Below are 19,761 nucleotides of genomic sequence, written 5' to 3' on the forward strand. Positions count from 1 at the left end.
GTTGCGTAATTTTTTATCGTGATAAGATGATTACCCTTTAATCTCTCTAGCAGAATCTGTAACTCCTTTAGTAAATAAGTCACTTACATAATCCATGAAAGAAGCTTTCTTCTCTCTTTCTGTAAAGCTCTTATTATTTACTTCTTCAGCACCAAACTCTGATAACAAAGCTTTAATCTCTTCTTCAGATAATTTATTATTAGCAATATCAATTGCCATAATATGCTTATCGTCTGATTGGCGGCGATCAAAAATTTGAGGAACCTTGTGAGGTTTCAAATCTTGTGATACAAAGAATGAACCTGCCATACCAAATGCAGAGAATAAAACGGTTAATTCGAAAGTAATTGGCACAAAATCAGGAATTGCGATAAACCCTTTACCACCAATAATCATAGGCCATTCAAAGCCCATAATCCATGATTGTAACAAGATTGCACACGTTGTTCCTAAAGCACCAAATCCGAAAGCTGCTCTTGGCATCCAAGAACGCTTATATCCTAAAGCATCTTCTAAAAAGTGAACTGGATACGGATTAAATACCTCATAGATATTTACACCTTTCTTTCTTAATGCTTTAACAGCTTTAAGAAGGATATCATGATCACCGAAAACGCCTACTAAATAATTTGTGTTTTTTTCCATCTCTAAATTAGTTTCTAAAGATCAACTGGAACTTTATCAGCTTCTGGTACTACATCGTTAGAAATAGTACGACGCGATTGGTACACTTTTGAATCAGAATCTTTCAATACTGCTTTTACTTCTGCCATGTTAATAACAGGGAAGTACTTAGCAAATGCTAAGAATAGCGTAAAGAATAATCCAAAAGTAAATACGTAACACATTACATCATAAATTGTAGGGTTAAAGTACAACCAAGATGATGGAAGGTAATCACGGTGAAGAGAAGTTACGATAATTACGAAACGTTCAAACCACATACCAATATTTACTACAATCGAGATAAAGAAAATAAATGGAATACTTGTTCTCAATTTCTTGAAGTAGAATACCTGTGGTGAAATTACGTTACAAGCCATCATAGACCAATATGCCCACCAATACTGGCCAGTCATACGGTTAACGAAAGCGTATTGCTCATATTCAACACCTGAATACCATGCGATCACGAATTCTGTAATATATGCTATACCTACAATAGAACCAGTAATTGTTACTACTAATGCCATCATTTCGATGTGTTCCATTGTAATGTAATCTTCCAATTTATACAACTTACGTGTTACTAACATTAATGTTAATACCATTGCAAATCCAGAGAAAATCGCACCCGCTACGAAGTATGGAGGGAAGATCGTTGTATGCCATCCAGGAATTACTGAAGTTGCAAAGTCCATCGATACAATTGTATGTACTGAAAGTACTAAAGGTGTCGACAAACCTGCCAAAATCAATGATACTGATTCATAATGCATCCATGTTTTTGCAGAACCGTTGAAACCCATAGAAAGAGCTCCGTAGATAAAACGAGGAATCGGCTTAATAGCACGATCACGAATTGTTGCAAAATCAGGAATTAAACCAATAAACCAGAATACCAACGATACTGAGAAGTATGTTGAGATGGCAAATACATCCCATAATAATGGGGAGTTAAAGTTCACCCAAAGTGAACCATATGTGTTTGGTAATGGTAAAGCCCAAATACCACCAATCCAAGGACGACCCATGTGTACTACTGGCCATATTGCTGCACAAATTACAGCAAAAATAGTCATTGCTTCTGCCGCACGGTTAATGGATGTTCTCCATTTCTGACGGAAAAGCAATAGTACAGCAGAAATCAAAGTACCAGCATGACCGATACCTACCCACCATACGAAGTTGGTAATATCCCATGCCCATTGAACAGTCTTATTAAGACCCCAACGACCAATACCAGACCAAAGAAGATCTGCTAAGAATACGCCACCTGCAAGGAGAAGTACGAGTGAAACCGCCATCCCTGCAAACCAACCCATTGAAGGATTGCCTTCTACAGGTCGACAGACATCTTCTGTTATGTCCTTGTACGTTTTGCCACCGGTTACCAGTGGCTCACGAACTTTCGATACTATCTGCATTTTATCTTATGTAGAGTATGAATAACTTAAACTTTAAAATCGGATACCTTACGATAATATTACCTAAAGGCATCCTTTAATTATGCGTTCTTCTCGTCTTTGTTTCTCACCTTAGCAAGGTAATAAACGTTAGGACGAGTGTTGATTTCATCCAAGACATTGTATGCACGCTCGTGTAATTCGCCTTGTAATAACTGACGAACTTCTGAATCAGGATTATTCAAGTCGCCAAACTTGATTGCACCTGTAGAACAAGCTGTAGAACAAGCTGTAGATACATCAGAGTCAACCAATGTACGGCCTTCTCTTTTTGCATTTAATTTACCTGCTTGAGTTCTTTGTACACACATCGAACATTTTTCCATCACACCACGAGAACGAACAGTAACATCTGGGTTTAACACCATTTTACCTAAATCGTTGTTCATGTGATAGTCAAATTCTTCGTTGTTATGGTATTTGAACCAGTTGAAACGACGCACTTTGTAAGGACAGTTATTCGCACAATACTTAGTACCGATACAACGGTTGTATGTCATTTGGTTCAAACCTTCTGAAGAGTGTGTAGTTGCAGCAACTGGACAAACAGTCTCACAAGGAGCATTGTTACAGTGCTGACACATCATTGGTTGGAAAACAACTTCAGGATTACGTGCAGCACGCTCCATCATTTCGTAATCCGTCATTGACGCTTTTTCTTCTTCAGTAAACTCATCTTCTGGGCGTTGGCTGTAATAACGGTCGATACGCATCCAATGCATTTCACGACGGTTAATTACTTCTTGTTTACCTACGATTGGCACATTGTTTTCAATATGACATGCAGTTACACAAGCTGAACATCCATCACAAGAGTTCAAATCAATTGCTAGACCCCAATGGTGGTTTGGATATTTATGAACATCAGCCTTAATTCCAGTTTCCTCATTCCAAAGAAGAGCGACACCAGGTTTATGACTTTCTTTCTTATGGGGATCTTCTGAATAACCATCAGAATCAATATCCCATGCAGAAATATCTGTTGCTTTTTCCTTACCCTCATAAGAGTTGATCATTACATCATGTCTTGCTGCAGCAGGGTTCTTAACATATTGAGCTAATGTAGTCTCTTGGATAATCGACTCACGACTCATGATTGTTTCGTGTGTTTGAGTTTGAGCAACATCAACTGATGCATCTATTGCTGTTACTGTAACACCTGAAGTAATCGTATAATTTGTTAAACCTTTTGCTGAAAGCAATGCCATAGCATTATAACCTTCTGCTTCTTCTGCAACTTTTCCAGCTTTAGTACCTTGACCGTATCCTAAAGGAACAGCAATAACACCTTGAGCTAAACCAGGTTGCATAATAACAGGTAATTCAAAACTTCCAGCTTTCGCTGCAACTTTCAATACCTTTTTCTTTGTTTCAAATTCCTTGTGAACATCTAATTTACGAGCGTCCTCAGGAGTAATTGCTACAAAGTTACCCCAAGTTACTTTCGTAATAGGGTCTGGAGTTTCTTGAATATATGGGTTGTTTGCCATAGTACCGTAGCCCATTACTGTAGCTGGGTATGCAACAAATTCCCACTCAGAAGTAGTTCTATATTTAGCTGCAACTTTAGCACCTGCTGAAGTAACATCAGCAGAAGCTGAATAATTTACTACTTCAACACCCGTATCGTTTACAGATCTATAACTACCTGTTTCCTCTGTTTCAAAAATACCGTTGTGTAACGATCTTACCCAGAAAGTTTGAGCCGAAAGCTCTTTTGATTGCATTGCAAACAATTCTTTTTTCCAGAAAGATTTTACAACCTCATCATATTCACTTTCAGATCCGGCCCAAACTAAGAAAGAATCTTGTGCTTGACGACAATCAAAGATTGTATTGATAGTAGGTTGAGCTACACTAAAATATCCTCTCTTATATTCAGCGTCATTCCATGCTTCTAAGAAGTGAATATCAGGAGCATTAAAAGTACAAAGTGAAGCAGTAGTGTCTAAACGATCGTTTGTTGCTACTGATAGTTTTGTTTTCTTAATACCTGCCGCGATCTCTTTTCCTCTTGCGTAATCATAAACTGGGTTACAGTTATAGAATACAACAGCACCGTATTTTCCTGACTTTAATGCATCGATAAATGCATTCATTTGTACATCAGAACCTTGACGAGTATATAAAGGAGTATTTAAATCGATAGTCTTGCCATAGTTATCAAGCATTTGGTTGATTCCGTTCACTAAAAGTTGAACGTTTACATCATTAATACCTGAAACTACAATAGATTTACCTTTAGCCTTTAATAATGCTTTTGCAGCTCTCGCAACGTTAGCATCCTTTAAAGTACCTTTCACAGTTGCATTACCAGTCGCTTTAGCAATTGCATTATACAATGCTGCTACAGCTACTCCTTCTTGCGAAGGTTTTAATGCTGAACGATAATCTGCTGCTGCACCTGTAATTGTTAACATTGTCTCGAAACTAAAAAGTTGAGACATCTTCTTTTTGTTAGGCCCTACCTTACGTGTTTTAGCAAAATCTGTTGCAAAAACACCAGGAGATACCCAGTTGCCTAAGAAGTCTGCGTTAAAACTTACAACAACATCCGCCTCACCAAAAGAGTAAGAAGGAACTGCAGCTTTACCAAACTGTGATTTATTTGCTTCAATAATTGCTGAATTATTGTCTTGATCATAAGTGATCAAGTCTGCGTTATATTTATCAGCAAATTGATTTACTACTTTTTTAGTAGATGGAGATACAATAGTATTAGATACTACAGCAACTTTCCCAGCAGCACTCAAACCTTTGATAATCTCAGCATCAGCCTTTTTCCAAGTAGTATTAATACCACCTTTAGAAGGAGCTTGTGCTCTCGATTCATCATAAAGACCCATAATAGATGCATTCGCACGAGCAGTAACTGCTCCATTTGAATACTTAGAGAAAGAGTTACCTTCTATGAAGATAGGGCGCCCCTCTCTAGTTTTAACTACTACAGGCATAGCCTCTGAACCATTGAAGAAAGTAGAAGCATAATAATTTGCTACACCTGGATCAATGTTTTCTGGCTTATTTAGGTAAGGAATTGCCTTCTTAACTGGAGCTTCACATGCTGCAAGCGAAACCGCTGCTACACTAAAGCCCATAACTTTTAAGAAGTCACGTCTGTTGCTTTTGAAGTCTCCTTCAGAATTATCACCGTAAGCATCCTTAATAGTAAGGTGATCCGGGAATTCTTTTTCCGCATATTTTACAAACTCAGGGTCGTTAGTCAATTGCTCAACGCCCTTCCAATATTCTTTCTTTGCCATTTCTCTTTATAGAAAATCCGTTGAAAGCTTAGTGACCAAAAGGTTCAAAAAGCGACAAATTAATAGTGACATTTAGCACATTCCAAACCACCAATGTCTTTTACCTTCATTGGTTCTTTAGAAGTTGCATCATGCATTTCTACCATTTTGTCATAATACGCATTACCTTTTGCGTTTACATCTGTCTTACGGTGACAATCAATACACCATCCCATTGTTAACAACGAATGTTGTTGAACGACTTCCATTTTTTCAATCTCGCCGTGACAAGTTTGACATTCAACGCCTCCCACTTTCACGTGTTGTGAGTGGTTGAAATACGCCAAATCTGGCAAGTTGTGAACACGTACCCATTGTATAGGTTCATCGTTCTCAATTGCTGAGTAGATTTTTTGGATTTCAGGAGAGTTTTGACGGATACTGTTGTGACAGTTCATACAGATGTTTGCTGAAGGAATGTTAGCATTCTTCGATTTCTCTACACCTGTGTGACAGTACTTACAATCAATTTCGTAATACCCTGCGTGAAGTTTGTGTGAAAATTGGATAGGTTGATCAGGAGCATATCCTTGTTGTACTCCGACTGCAAATAAAGAATCAATAGTTACTTTAGCTACAATCATGATGAATACAAAAGAAGACATTCCAATGAAAACTTGACTTTTAAAGATCGATGCAAAACTGAATTTAGCATTGATGTAAGTCTCATCTTCTTCGTCTAGTCCTTTTTGTTGTCTTAAGTATTGCGTTAATACATTGGCTAAAACAACCAATACTATTAATACTATACCTAGTAAGACTAATAGTCCGATAATTACCCCAACCAAAAGGTTAGAACTAACTACCATACCTTGAGGAGCTGCTGCTCCTTCTGTTCCCGATGCGTCTGCTGCTGCAGTTGCCTGTTTAGCTGGACCTTTTACCGTTACATCTTTTACGTATGCTAAAACCTGTAATATTTCCTCATCAGAAAGATCTTGGTTTGGCATAATAGTAGGTTTAAACTTATCATAAAGTGCTGTTGCGTAAGCATCACCACTTTCGATAGTTTTACCTGGATGTTTAATAAATTTGGTCAACCATTTGACATCACGACGATCGTAAACATTCTTAAGCGCCGGTCCGACGCCTTTTTCGTGTACTTGGTGACAGGAAGAGCAGTTGCCATCGAAAAGCTCCATCCCGGCCGAGATCGACGCTTCATCAGTGGGAATGCCGTCTCCTTGACCAAACACTGTTGTGCTTGCTAGCAGTAAACCGCACACCACAGCCAATGTGTAGCGCAACCTTAATACACTTCTGCCGATACTCATACCATTGAAGTTTTTATACAAAAAATTAGATGAAATATGCAATTGTACATTCAACTGCAAAGCTAATACGGGAGGGTAGATAATTCAAACTTATAAACAAATTGGCTTTTACCTATAAAACAGCAAAAAAACACAATCAATCAACTGTAAAACAGCTACTTAAACACCTTAAAATACAAAAAAAACTTATTTAGAACTATTCCAAATTACAATAAAAAATGACATTAGACATCTTTTTACCATAAACAACTATCAGTTTCTTTCTCTAGTAACACTTCATTAACATAACATATGATAAAAGAGACAATCGGTTGAAACCTTATTTTATTTAAAGAAATCATAGTAAAACACCTTAATATTTATCTCTAAGGAAAATTTAAATTCATTCTTTTAAAAATTTGCAAAACAAAAAAGGCCAAAACCATTTCTGATTTTGACCTTTTAGAGGTGCCAGGCGGATTCGAACCGCCGTACGCGGTTTTGCAGACCGATGCCTAGCCGCTCGGCCATGGCACCCTGTTCCCCGTAGAGTGATGCAAAAGTAATACATCAAATTATAGCACCCAAACAATTTCTTTAAAAAAAATACAAATAAAATTTAAGATTCTGTATTCCAAATAGGTATAGTTTCATTTTTTTAAATTAAACTTATAAATACATACATCCACATTCGGTTAAACTTAAAAAAACAGTTTATGAAACATGAAAAATTTGCAAAAGAATCATTTGTAACTAGTGCAGAAATGGTTCTTCCTAACGATACAAACCCTCTTCATAATTTAATGGGAGGACGATTATTACATTTGATGGATGTTGTTGCTGCTATTTCAGCTCAAAAGCACTCTAATAGAGTTGTTGTTACTGCTTCTGTAGATAATGTATCCTTCAAGCACTCTCCAAAACTTGGAGATACGATAACATTAGAAGCTCATGTTACGAGGGCATTCAATTCCTCTATGGAAGTATTCATTCGTGTTTATACAGAGAACATACCAAATGGTACTAAAATAGAAACAAATACAGCCTTCTTTACTTTTGTAGCCGTTGATCAGACTGGGCGACCTATCATTGTACCTAAGTTAATTCCAGAATCTGAAGAAGAGAATAAGTTATTTGAAGGAGCCTTACAGCGTAGAGAGTTTAGGCTTGTAATGGCAGGTAGAATAAAATTAAAAGATGCGACCTCCTTACATGAATTTGTAGAAGATATAAATAATTAAAAACAAAAAAGGTTACTCTCACAAGTAACCTTTTTTATTTCATCTAATTCTGAATTGACTTATAGCCCTTCAAATTGACGTAAGAATCTTAAATCATTTTCTGTAAATAATCTAAGATCGTTAATTTTATATTTCAACATTGTCATACGTTCGATACCCATACCAAAAGCAAAACCAGTATATTCTTCTGCGTCAATACCAGATGCTTTTAAGACGTTTGGATCTACCATACCACAACCTCCAATTTCTACCCATCCTGAGTACTTACAGATATTACAACCTTTACCACCACAAACAGAACAGCTTACATCTAGCTCGGCAGAAGGCTCTGTGAATGGAAAATATGAAGGTCTTAAACGAATCTGTGAATTTGGACCAAAAAATTCTTTTGCAAAGTAATAAAGTGTATCCTTCAAATCTTTAAAAGAAACATTCTTATCTACATATAAACCCTCAATCTGATGGAAGATACAATGTGCTCTAGCAGAAATAGTCTCATTACGGTATACTCTACCTGGAGATAATGTTCTGAAAGGAGGTTTTGCATTTTCCATAACCCTAACTTGTACAGATGAAGTATGTGTACGAAGTGCAATATCAGGATTTTTCTCAATAAAGAAAGTATCCTGCATTTCTCTTGCTGGGTGGTTTGGAGGGAAGTTTAATGCTGAAAAGTTATGCCAATCATCTTCAATTTCTGGACCTTCAGAAATATTAAAACCAATACGTTCAAAAATACGGCTAATTTCCTCGCGTACTTTTGTGATAGGGTGAACAGACCCCATCTCGTTTGGAATATTTGGTAAAGTTAAATCTTGATGATTTATATCTGTAGCCTGTAAAGACTCCAAAGCATCCTGTAACTCTTGAAATTTATCTTGAGCAGCATTTTTTAATGCATTTACAGTCTGTCCAAATGTTTTGCGCTCTTCTGGAGCAACAGTTTTCATTTGGCTAAATAAATCTGCAATAATTCCTTTTCTACCTACTACACCAATACGGAAATCTTCCAGCTCATCCTTTGTCTGAGCTGTAGCTTTCTCTATTTGTTCTTCAATTTTTTTTATCTGCTCAAGCATAATCTATAACTATATTGAAAGCGAACTAGTCACTTATATCATTCGATTTATTACAAGAAATGAAAATTTAGCATTTTCATTCAATCTGCAAATTTAAAAACTTTATTAAGCTATTACACGAGTAATGCCATAAAAACTTAAGAAAGTTTGCTTTTTTATTATAATGTTTCCAATTGAAAACAAAAAAACACCGATTTGACAAATACAAATCGGTGTTTTTAAAATTGATATTACTATCAATACTTATATTTTAAAACTAGCAATTGCAGTTGTCATCTTCGCAAGAATCTTCACATACTTCTACTAATTCGATATCAAAGTTAAGATCTTTACCCGCCATTGGAGAGTTAGCATCAACTTTAATAACTTCGTCGTTTAATTCTACAACAGTTGCAGGAATAGGACCTTGTGGGCTTTGAAGACCAATTTGATCACCTATTTTAGGATTCATATCTGCAGGAATGTCGCTACGTTTGAACTCAATGATTAAGTCTTCACGAGCAGGACCGTAAGCTTGATCAGAAGGGATATTTACTGTTTTTTTATCACCTACAGTCATACCTTCTACTGCCGCATCAAAACCAGGAATCATTTGACCTGCACCAACTTTAAATTCAATTGGCTCACCGCGTTCAACTGAAGAATCAAATTGACTACCATCGTTAAGAGTACCAACATAGTGTACTTTTACTTTATGACCTTTTTGTGCTACTGACATTTTCTTTTCATTTGAATTTTTTAGACGTACCATCGTCTAATAAGTGTGCAAAAATACAAAGATGTTAATTGCATACAAGAAAAGATTAAGAGTTATTTGAATCCATGTTGATTAATTAACTTATCACACTCAAATTCAAGTATATATAAATAAAAAAGGAGTACTATTGTACTCCTTTCCTTTTGGCGTAGTTTCTTATTTAAGATACTTTCTCAAAAACTACAATCATTCCATCAGTGTAACTGAAACCCCAGCCACCAGTGCCTACATTACTAGAACTAGCAGAAGACATAGCAGTAATACTAAATACTTTGTAACCTTCTTGTACATGTTCTTGAATACAAGTTTCTAAAGCTTCTGCAGTTTCGTCTCCAATAACTTTTACTGATCTTAATCTATCTGAAGTTGTTCTTCTAGATTCTTTTTTTGTTTTTACGTAGACTGTTTTATACATATTCTGTTCGAAGTTGATCTCAATTTATACGCTTACATACTAATAACACCTTTTCCTCTTTCATTATTGTAGTTGCAAAGAGGTAAATTTCTCCTCCTTCTTTTAACTTTAACTTATTTCTAAGTTGATCTACAGTTTGAGGAAAATTTCTTACCGACAAATTAGCCTTTAAGTTCGGTATTTCTTTCTTAATACTTTTTTTCTGAGCTTGAATTTGCTTTGTTACTTCAAATTTTCTGCCCGGAAAATCTTCTATTAGTACATCTGAAATATATAAATGGGAATTGATGTGTAATTTTTTTAGGCCGAATCTGTTTGAGATGCTTTTAAACGCACCTCCTTTCATAACAGATGCATTCGGCTCGTATAAATATTGGTGCAATTCACTTGCCAATTCAACACCATTCTGTTCTTCTTCCTTTAGATTAAAAGAAAAAACAATCTCTTTTTTTTCTCCTTTTAAGTCTACAGTATGAATTTTCACATCCGTAGATTCCTGTTTTTCTAATAAGAATAATACTTCTTTACATTCTCCATCAACAGATACTACCCATACATTACTTACTTCAGGAAGTGAGCGTAAGGTACTTTTAATATCAATCATTGGAGATAGCTTTACAAGTACTTTGTCTGCTCTATGAAAGAGTAAATCTTTAAATTCTAGAACATTAGGCTCACAGTCTTCTACCCTTACTAGCTTACGGTTTTCTTTGTCCCGCCTTGCAGGATCAAGGTAAATGACATCAAAATTATTGCTATTTTCTTGAAGCCACTCTAAACTATCACCACTTTTAACATCAATATTTAATTGATTTAAGGTCGTAAAGTTTCTTTTTGTTATTTCTGATAAATCTTTTTGACGCTCAAAATAAGTTACTTTAGAAAAGTGTTTTGAAAAAGCCCAATCATCAACACCCATCCCTCCTGTCAAATCAATAAGAGAGTTCCCTTTTACAATTTTTGATTTAAAATTTGCTGCTCGTTCTGAAGAACACTGCTCTAAAGGTACTTTTGATGGATATTCTATGTTTGTATTTTCATACCAAGAAGGAAGTTTCTTTTTCGCTTTTTGCCTAGCTCCTATTTGCTGTGCAGCAACTTTACCATCAACATTAGCAAATTTGGCTGCTTTCAATACCACTAAAGAAGGGTTTTCCTTCTCGTTATCTAAAATAAACTTCTTCGTTTCTTGATTTATCATTCTTACTTTTTACTAGTAAATAGTCTCTCCATACGCTTGTGGTATAGCTTCTCTATTTAATACCATTAAACCATTCTGCGCTAATGCCCACATTTCATCCTCACCAGGAAAAACATGTACATCAGAAATGTGTTTAACTTTTTCTGTTATCCTATCTGTAATCCACTTCCCATGTGCTAAACCACCTGTAAGTAAGATTGCATTAATATTATTTTCTAATGAAACTGTTAAACTACAAATTTCTTTTGCCACTTGATATATCATGGCATTCATAATTTCTAATTCTTTTTCTTCTCCTCTTTCTGCTGCTTCACGGATTGCTTTAGCATCATTTGTACCTAGATAAGCATATAACCCACCACGACCAACAACCATCTCAATCATTTCCTGTTGTGTATAAGCACCACTAAAAGAAGCTCTAATAATATCTCCTACAGGTAGACTTCCACTTCTTTCTGGAGAAAATGGACCTGAACCATCTAATCCTTGATTTACATCAATTACTTTTCCCTTTTGATGTGCCCCTACTGATATTCCTCCACCTAAGTGAACAATAATTAGGTTCAAATCTTCGTATTTAATGCCTACTTGTTTAGAAAACACTCTTCCTATTGCCTTTTGATTTAAAGCGTGGAATGCTGAAATTCTTGGAAATTTAGGATGACCAGAAAAACGAGAGATATCAGATAATTCATCTACAACTACTGGATCTGCAATGCAAGATTGAATTGATAATTTTGAAGCAATATCAAACGCTATTTTAGCACCAAGATTACTTGCATGTTTTCTTGGTGTTTCAGCTAAATCGTGTAATAAATTTTCATCTATAGAATATACTCCTGATGGGATTGGCTTACATAAACCACCTCTTGCCATTACAATATCTAATGACGACAAAGTAATTTCTTCCTCTTTTAAGAAGTTTACAACCTTTTCTCTTCTAAAATCTAATTGTTCTAGCTCAGTTTTAAATTGTAATAATTCTTCAGATGAATGCCTAAGTGTTCGTTCACAAAAAACATCTTCTCCTTCAAAAAGAGCTACTTTAGTAGATGTAGAACCAGGGTTTATAACTAATATTCTATTGTTCATCTTTTTATAATTCAATTGATGCTGCAGCCAACCTAATACTATTTAATTTTGTCTCCATAGAATCGGCTCTTGATGTTAATACAATTGGTGCTTTTGCTCCTAAAATAATTGATGCAACTTTGGCATTTGCAAAGAAAACAAAGGCTTTGTAAAGAACATTCCCAGCCTCAATATCTGGAACTAATAATAAATCGGCATCCCCTGCCACTGTACTTTTAATTCCTTTGTGCGATGAAGATTCTTGACTAATTGCATTATCAAATGCTAAAGGACCATCTATCTCGCAATGTCTAATCTGCCCTCTATTTGCCATAATTGTAAGTAAAGCTGCATCTAAAGTTGCTTGCATCTTTTCGTTTACCATTTCGACTGCGGCCAAAGCTGCAACTTTTGGTTTTCTTACTCCTACTTTCCTCATAAACTCAATTGCATTATTTAAAATACCAATTTTAGTTTCAAGATCAGGAGCTATATTCATGGCTACATCAGTTAATGCTAAAGGCTTGTGGTAAGCGGGTAAATCAAATAGTGCGAAATGAGAAATTACTCGTCGCTTTTTTAATCCCCATTCTTTATTTAAAACACCTCGCATTAATTCTGCTGTAGAAATATGACCTTTCATTAAAAAGTCTGCTTTTCCATTATGGATTAAGGAAACCGAAGTTTTCACCATTTCTTTCGGATCTACAACATCAATTATTTCAACTTTATCAAAAAAGTCAAAATTCATCTCTGTACATAGATCTTTTATATCTTCTTTATTTCCTACAAGAATAGGCTCAATAATATTATTTTTATAAGCTCTATACACTGCATCCAATGCATTATCATCTCCTGCTGCACATAAAACAAGGCGGCGTTTTACGGTCTGAGCATCTAGGATATCAACTAGTTCTGAAATACTTTTCAGCATATTTATAATGGGGTTAGTATGTATGTGTAAATGTATATGTGTGATTAGTACAAAAGTAGGTAAAACTACAATGTAATTACATCTAAAATAGAATATGATTTTTCGAATTCAGCTACTTTTACTTGAACTCTATCTCCTACTTGACAAGGAACTTCTCCTTTAAATCTTGCAGATAGTTTTGCTCCTACTTTAGGGTAAGTGGTAACACCAGGGCCACAACCATCTAAAGAACTTACGCCAAACATAATTCCTCCACCATCTATAGCGAGTACTTCTCCATAAAATACACAAGTACCTGGAGTAACTCTTATCTGTTCTTGTTCCTGCTCTACCTGACCATAACCGTCACCTCCAACAATTACAACTTGTTGAGATTTACACGACATAAAAAGACTTAAAAGACAGTAGAATAAAATATAATTCAGCTTCATAACTATAAAATTGAGTGTTATTGAATAAGGCGAATTTACAAGAGACAATTCAATAAATACTATACTTTTAATTTATTAAGTAGCATTTAAAACTTATCTAACATTCTATTCTTACTATCCATAAAATAGCAATGTATTTATTTTATTTTTTTATGATATTCTTCCTTACACTATTTACTTCATCACTTACAACAACTATATACTGCCCAGACTGAAGATGCTCTAAATTTAGCTCTACAAACGAACTGATAAAATCGCTAGTATAGACTTTTCTACCTTGTATATTAAAAATATCAACTGATATATCTTCCCAATCATCTCCAAGATTTAGTCTAAAAACTCCTTCACTCGGGTTTGGAAATAATGATACTTCTAATGCTACTAATTGATCTAATGCACTCTGATCTTTTTTATTAAGTTTTACTGATGTTTCTATATAATTTGTTTCATAATCAGTATTGAATGCTGTTAAATAATAGGTATAAACACCGTCAGAATATTCATTGTGATCTATATATAAATGTTGATTTTCAATGGTTGTTCCTATTTGTATCACATCTCCAGAAGAAGTATTCAATCTGTAAATTTTAAAACCATCCTCATTTTCTGACATATCCGTCCATGAAAGAATAACATCCCCAGCTCTTTCTCTTGCTTTAAATTGTTCCGGTTCAATTATCTGAATTGCATCATCATACTCTAACGCTTCATACATGGTCTGCATTTTTACAGAATAGCCTGTAGCATTATATGCTACAACTGTATATTCATAACATAAATCTACATCTACTAGATTATCTCTAAAGACAGTCATATTCTCATTGACTGTTCCAATTGACTTCAATTCGGAATCATTTTTTAATCTTCTGAAAACTTCAAAACCCAGTTCGTTATCAGACATGTCGTCCCATGTTAGCATCACTCCATCAACATCATTAGAGGCAACAAGATTAATAGGGAAATCTGGTAAGCTAGCATTAACAGCTTTCGTTTCTATTTGAGCTGATAAAGGATTTACGGTTAGACTTCCTACATAGCTTATTACATAATATCTATATAAAGTCTCTGGAGCAGCAGTATTGTCTACTAAAGAATAAACAGTATTATCTACTGTAGCAATTAATGTTGAATCTTTCGTTCCAATTATTTTTCTATAAATCATATAGCCTTCTTCATCATCTGTCTCGTCTATCCAATCGAGTTGAACTTTCCCTGCCTCTTCTTCTTGAACAACCAAAGTTGTTATACCATGAGGTACGTTAGGGAATGTTGATATTTCTACTTCATCAGTAAAAAATTCATCTCCAGATTTTACAGCTGCTACTTTGTAGAAATATATTTGATTTTCTAAAATTGAGTTATCAACATAATTAGTTGTTGATGCAGGAAGCCTTATTAACTTTCTAAAACTACTGTTACCCGTTTTTCTATAAATAACATATTCATCTTCTAAATTAGAAGCATCTTCCCACTGAATATGATTAACAAAATTCCTATTCAACAATCGTAAAGAGTGAGGACTATTAATTGGTATATTTATAACTACTTCTTCACTTTCAGATATTCCTAAGGCATTATAACTTTCAATTTTGTAACTAAAGCTACTTCCTTCATTTATGTTCTCATCTATAAATTCTTGAGTATTATAGGGCAATTGAGCTATTAATTGATAGCTATCTGAAAGTAACGATTCCTTTTTATACACCTTAAACCCCAATTCATTATGTACACTATCAACCCAGTCAAGTACTACATTTTGATTTTGATATGCTGCCGATACATCTGTTACAAACGATGGTTTTGAACTATTCCCCATGGTATGTACAAATAATATTGGCTCACTAGTTAAGTCCCCATCAAGTAATCCATTAATTGCAGACAACCTAAAGTAATAGGTCATGTTAGGTAATAAACCATTTAGCAAAAATGACTCTGCATTTACATCTGTAATTTTAGAAAAAGGAAAATAATTACCATGATCCGTTGAATACTCTAAAAGAAAACCTGTTTCTAAAGCAGACATGTCTCTCCAAGAAATAAATAAAGAAGTTGCTGATTTCTCTTCGTAGAATATATTACCTGGTGCTTCTAATCTTGTATATGATGAGACTAGTTGATAAGGTGAATTTCCTGCTCCATTAGCAGCAGCCACACGTATATAATATTTTAAAGACCCTAATAAATCCATTGATACCAAATAAGAAGTGGCATCTCTTCCTGCTGTTGCAATAGGAACATATCCATTATTTGGGTGCAATGAATATTCAATTACAAATTCCGTTTCATTATTACTTTTATCCTCCCATTCAACAAGTAACCCTCCTTGTACTTTATCTACAGTTAAATTTTGTACTGCTTTAGGTAATTGATAAACCACAGCCGAAACTATTGGAGAACCCTGTGCTTCTCCGTAGGCATTAAATCCTTTTACTTTATAGAAATAAGTAACACCATCAATTTTATCGGAGTTATCTATCCAGTAATTATATTCGCTAGATAAAGTGGCTATTCTTTGGAAATCACCGTTTGGAGAAGTTGAACGTTCAATATAATACCCAGATGCTTCAGAAATACCTTCCCAATCTAATTCAATTCGCCCTTCTGTAATTCCTTCTGCATTTAAAATTGAAATATAAGGTAACACACTAGTTTGTGTAGAATTACCATAGATTTCGAATGCTAAATCATGGTCTGCAAACCCAATATCATCTCTATGCGTCCAAGAGGTATATCCTTGTCTAAATAAATCATTTTGATCCCACATATAGAAATCTCCTCCATGTGTGTTAGTATCAACATTTCCTTTCCAATACCAACTTCCATCTTTAGAATAAGAAATTACAGGTGCAATTGTTAACCAATATTTCCCTTCTGAAAGAATTAAAGGGGTATTAAATGTAAATTCAATAGTGCCGTTATTGTAATATACTAGCCCATCATTATCTGCATTATAAACTTCTTCTATGGACGGCTTACCATTAACATCGCTCCAAATAATAATATCTACTTCTGAAATTGAAGAAACCGTAGATTCTCCAAATGCTTTAACTGCATTAATTTCCCATTCGTCACCTTCTTCAATTTCAAAGTCATCTGCTAAATATATTGGTGCATTAAAATCTGTAAAAAATTGAGATCTGTAGCTGTTTCCATCTGGATTTTTTTGACTAACTAAAGTTGGAGATATATCTTTTACTGTTACATTAAAATTTAGAGTAGCTTCTTTTCCATGAGCAGTTCCTACTATTGTAATTACAGCATTTCCTACATTTTCCTCACTTGGTTTTATATGTAGTTGATTATTGATGATTGAAACGAAAACAACATCTTCGTTATCATTTACTATTTCAAAAGAAAGTTGATCTCCATTTTCATCAAAAAACAACTTAGATAAATCATACGTTTCTCCAAAATCACCTAAAGAATATTGTTTATCCTCAATATCTTTTGATACAACCGGAGGAGTATCATCAACTCCAAAATAAGCACTGTAAATACCATTAGAATGTGTTCCTATAACTACTAAGCCATCTTCTCTTGTCTTAATCATTGTTACTACCGCATCTCCAATTTCATTCTCGGCTTGTTGTTTCCAATCTGTAAACTGATGTAGAGAATTTGCATAAAATAAACCTACACTAGTTCCAATAAAAACGCCTTCAGTACCGTTATTTGGATGATGAAAAGCAGCCCATCGAACAGAAGGCCCTGCCCCAGAACCATCTTCGTTTTCTTCTAAATTTCCTGATACATGCAACCAAGAGTCTCCTCCATCTAAAGTCTGAAAAATACTCTGCGTTTGATAATTAGAAAATACTACTAAAACATGGTCTTCATTGGTAGGATTAACAGCTACACAAGATACATATGCTTTAGGTAACCCTTTTTCTGTAAAAATATCAACCATAGAAGTACTCTGGTCTCTAGCATTATTTACTTTATACACCCCTCCAGAAGCTGTTCCAAAGTAAAGTACATCCTCTTTTTTTGTAGAAACATCTAAAGAAGTAATTGTAGCGTTTGCTGCAACATTAGAGTATTGTAACCATCCTGAGTTTGTTCCTCTAAAAGTATAACCAGAATTAATTTTATCAAGTGATACATTAAACCACATCTTATTTCCTGCAGGATAGTACATCACATTCGGATCATTATGGTCTAAAATATAAGGATGAACAAACATTTGATTTGTAGCTGCTCTTGGCTGTATACCATCATAGTCTGTAGGTTTTCTCGGGTCTGCTCCTTTAAATCTTAAAATTTTGCCGTATTGTGTACTTGTGTATCGGATATCTTCTCCAGGAACAATTGCAACATAACAACCATCTCCTCCAGCATATTCTTCAATCCAAGAAGAACCCTCCTCTGTAGAATTAGAATACCATTTTCCATTATCCTGAAACCCTGCCATTATTCTATTATCGCCTTCTGTTTTTTCATCAATTGCGATGGCGTATGCTTGGGTTGTATAATATCCATTATTTAGGTATTCCCACTCTACATTTTCTGCTAAACAATTTTGTGTTTTACTTATTCCTCCATCATGACTTGTAATCACGATATTTGGGTTTGAAGGTAAAAACTCCATCCAATGATTGTCTGGATGATGATTAGGATAAATACTTACATTATTTTTAGGCGAATAACCTCCAATCCATCTTGTACTAGAATTTGTTTTAAATCCGTCTTCAGATCTATATAAGTTTGTACTCCCTATAAAAATCACATTCTCATTATTTGGTTTAACACGAATGTATTGATTGTAACTTCCTTGTGATAGATCACCTACATAACCTCCATAAGCAGGTAAATTGGCTGTTCTATTTTCCCATGTTTCATTTGATACATTATATTTAAAAAGCATATGGCTTGATTCTCCATTACCAGGAGTATGTGCAAAGAAATATATATTATCAGGGTTTGAATAAGAAAAATCCATTACTGTTCTATTCAACGAAATAGACGAAACTTCTTGAGGTGTAATATTTATCCAATCGGACCCATTTAACGATGTAAAGAAACCAGTATTAGCAATTGTAGCAAATAAACGTCCTTCAGAAGTAACCATAACTTCAGTAAAAATAGCTCCTTCTTCTTCTAAAGATAGCTGCCATGAGTTACCTCGATCAGATGATTTTGATATTCCCCCTTTATGAGCAACATAAACATGTCCTTGAGGAGTAATTGCAATTTTTGATACATATTGAAATACACCTTCATTTAATGTAGGATCACTTACTGTAGAAGATAATTGATTCCAAGAAACTCCCCCATCTGTAGATTTATAAATTCCATTTCCTCTATAATTAGCACCTCCTCCAGAAGCCGAATTACCATATATTTCTCCTGCCCCATAATACCAAACATTAGCATAATTAGGTCGTGGATCTTGTGCTATACAAGTAATACTTTGTCGGTCTGTAGGAGTTGTAACCTTTATCCAAGAAGCACCACCATTTATTGACCTCCATAATCCACCAGCTACACCGCCAGCTAAGAGTATCTTTTCATTCGATTTGTCTATTGCTAACGCTCTAGTTCTTCCTCCCACATTAAAAGGTCCTCTTTTTTTCCAATTTACAGTAGCAACGTCGCTAACAGATAAATCATCAAACAGTTGCGTTTTAAAGTGTAATTTTTGAGCAAAGCTATGTTCTAACTCAAAAATATTACTTGGGATTAAATGCAATTTTGGGTTTTCTAATAAACGGTGTTCATAGTTCTGACGAGCTTCAGGGTCATCTTTCTGTCTCTTAAATTTATGGTAGATCGTTTGATCTTGAGACATATCTGAAATCAATGCAGTATTTTGAGCAAAAGTAGATATGTACAATAGCGATAAGAGAAATAGTAAATAGAAACACTTCGTATAAAACGAATTGAATACAGCTAGTTTCATGAGTGATAATTAGGTCTTGGGTATTAGGTTAAATCGTTTTAATCATACAAAG

The 19,761-nt window shown here is 34.7% G+C and carries 13 protein-coding genes and 1 tRNA gene; 1 reads left to right on the forward strand and 13 read right to left on the reverse strand.

Annotation, left to right across the window (positions count from 1 at the left end; all coding sequences use genetic code 11):
• Window positions 1-30 precede the first annotated feature (30 nt).
• From EI427_RS13655 to EI427_RS13675, 5 genes are all read right to left on the reverse strand, one after another.
• Window positions 31-645, reverse strand: coding sequence for a DUF3341 domain-containing protein (locus EI427_RS13655; RefSeq protein WP_126615554.1), 615 nt, complete (start codon window positions 643-645; stop codon window positions 31-33).
• A 14-nt stretch (window positions 646-659) separates the two neighbouring features.
• Window positions 660-2,087 (reverse strand): NrfD/PsrC family molybdoenzyme membrane anchor subunit, encoded by a 1,428-nt coding sequence (gene nrfD / locus EI427_RS13660; protein ID WP_126615556.1) that lies wholly within the window; start codon window positions 2,085-2,087, stop codon window positions 660-662.
• A gap of 80 nt (window positions 2,088-2,167) precedes the next feature.
• Window positions 2,168-5,389 carry a TAT-variant-translocated molybdopterin oxidoreductase gene (locus EI427_RS13665; RefSeq protein ID WP_126615558.1) on the reverse strand — a complete coding sequence of 1,074 codons (3,222 nt, stop codon included), beginning with the start codon at window positions 5,387-5,389 and terminating at the stop codon, window positions 2,168-2,170.
• A gap of 59 nt (window positions 5,390-5,448) precedes the next feature.
• On the reverse strand, window positions 5,449-6,654 hold the full coding sequence (locus EI427_RS13670; RefSeq protein WP_240655307.1) for a c-type cytochrome: 1,206 nt from the start codon (window positions 6,652-6,654) through the stop codon (window positions 5,449-5,451).
• A gap of 493 nt (window positions 6,655-7,147) precedes the next feature.
• Window positions 7,148-7,218: transfer RNA gene (locus tag EI427_RS13675), tRNA-Cys, on the reverse strand.
• Between the two features lie 179 nt (window positions 7,219-7,397).
• Between EI427_RS13675 and EI427_RS13680 the strand changes: the two genes are divergently transcribed.
• Window positions 7,398-7,922, forward strand: a complete 525-nt coding sequence (locus tag EI427_RS13680) for an acyl-CoA thioesterase (RefSeq protein ID WP_126615562.1) — start codon at window positions 7,398-7,400, stop codon at window positions 7,920-7,922.
• Window positions 7,923-7,981: 59 nt separating this feature from the next.
• Here EI427_RS13680 and pheS read toward each other — a convergent pair whose 3' ends face one another.
• The 8 genes from pheS to EI427_RS13720 form a co-directional block, all read right to left on the reverse strand.
• On the reverse strand, window positions 7,982-9,001 hold the full coding sequence (pheS, locus tag EI427_RS13685) for a phenylalanine--tRNA ligase subunit alpha (protein ID WP_449401685.1): 1,020 nt from the start codon (window positions 8,999-9,001) through the stop codon (window positions 7,982-7,984).
• Between the two features lie 256 nt (window positions 9,002-9,257).
• On the reverse strand, window positions 9,258-9,719 hold the full coding sequence (locus EI427_RS13690) for an FKBP-type peptidyl-prolyl cis-trans isomerase (RefSeq protein ID WP_126615566.1): 462 nt from the start codon (window positions 9,717-9,719) through the stop codon (window positions 9,258-9,260).
• 199 nt (window positions 9,720-9,918) lie between these two features.
• A complete protein-coding gene (locus EI427_RS13695) occupies window positions 9,919-10,173 on the reverse strand; it encodes a hypothetical protein (RefSeq protein WP_126615568.1) in 255 nt (84 codons plus the stop codon).
• A gap of 19 nt (window positions 10,174-10,192) precedes the next feature.
• A complete protein-coding gene (locus tag EI427_RS13700; protein ID WP_126615570.1) occupies window positions 10,193-11,374 on the reverse strand; it encodes a class I SAM-dependent methyltransferase in 1,182 nt (393 codons plus the stop codon).
• A 12-nt stretch (window positions 11,375-11,386) separates the two neighbouring features.
• Window positions 11,387-12,466, reverse strand: coding sequence for a butyrate kinase (gene buk / locus EI427_RS13705; RefSeq protein ID WP_126615572.1), 1,080 nt, complete (start codon window positions 12,464-12,466; stop codon window positions 11,387-11,389).
• A gap of 4 nt (window positions 12,467-12,470) precedes the next feature.
• Entirely contained in the window at window positions 12,471-13,379 is a 909-nt protein-coding gene (locus EI427_RS13710) for a bifunctional enoyl-CoA hydratase/phosphate acetyltransferase (protein WP_126615573.1), read from the reverse strand.
• A 65-nt stretch (window positions 13,380-13,444) separates the two neighbouring features.
• The gene (locus EI427_RS13715; protein ID WP_144074158.1) at window positions 13,445-13,765 is read right to left on the reverse strand and encodes a hypothetical protein; all 321 of its coding nucleotides are present in this window, start codon (window positions 13,763-13,765) and stop codon (window positions 13,445-13,447) included.
• A 187-nt stretch (window positions 13,766-13,952) separates the two neighbouring features.
• Window positions 13,953-19,709 carry a fibronectin type III domain-containing protein gene (locus EI427_RS13720; RefSeq protein WP_126615577.1) on the reverse strand — a complete coding sequence of 1,919 codons (5,757 nt, stop codon included), beginning with the start codon at window positions 19,707-19,709 and terminating at the stop codon, window positions 13,953-13,955.
• Between the last annotated feature and the right edge of the window lie 52 nt (window positions 19,710-19,761).

Source organism: Flammeovirga pectinis, assembly GCF_003970675.1.
In the GTDB taxonomy this organism is placed as follows: domain Bacteria; phylum Bacteroidota; class Bacteroidia; order Cytophagales; family Flammeovirgaceae; genus Flammeovirga; species Flammeovirga pectinis.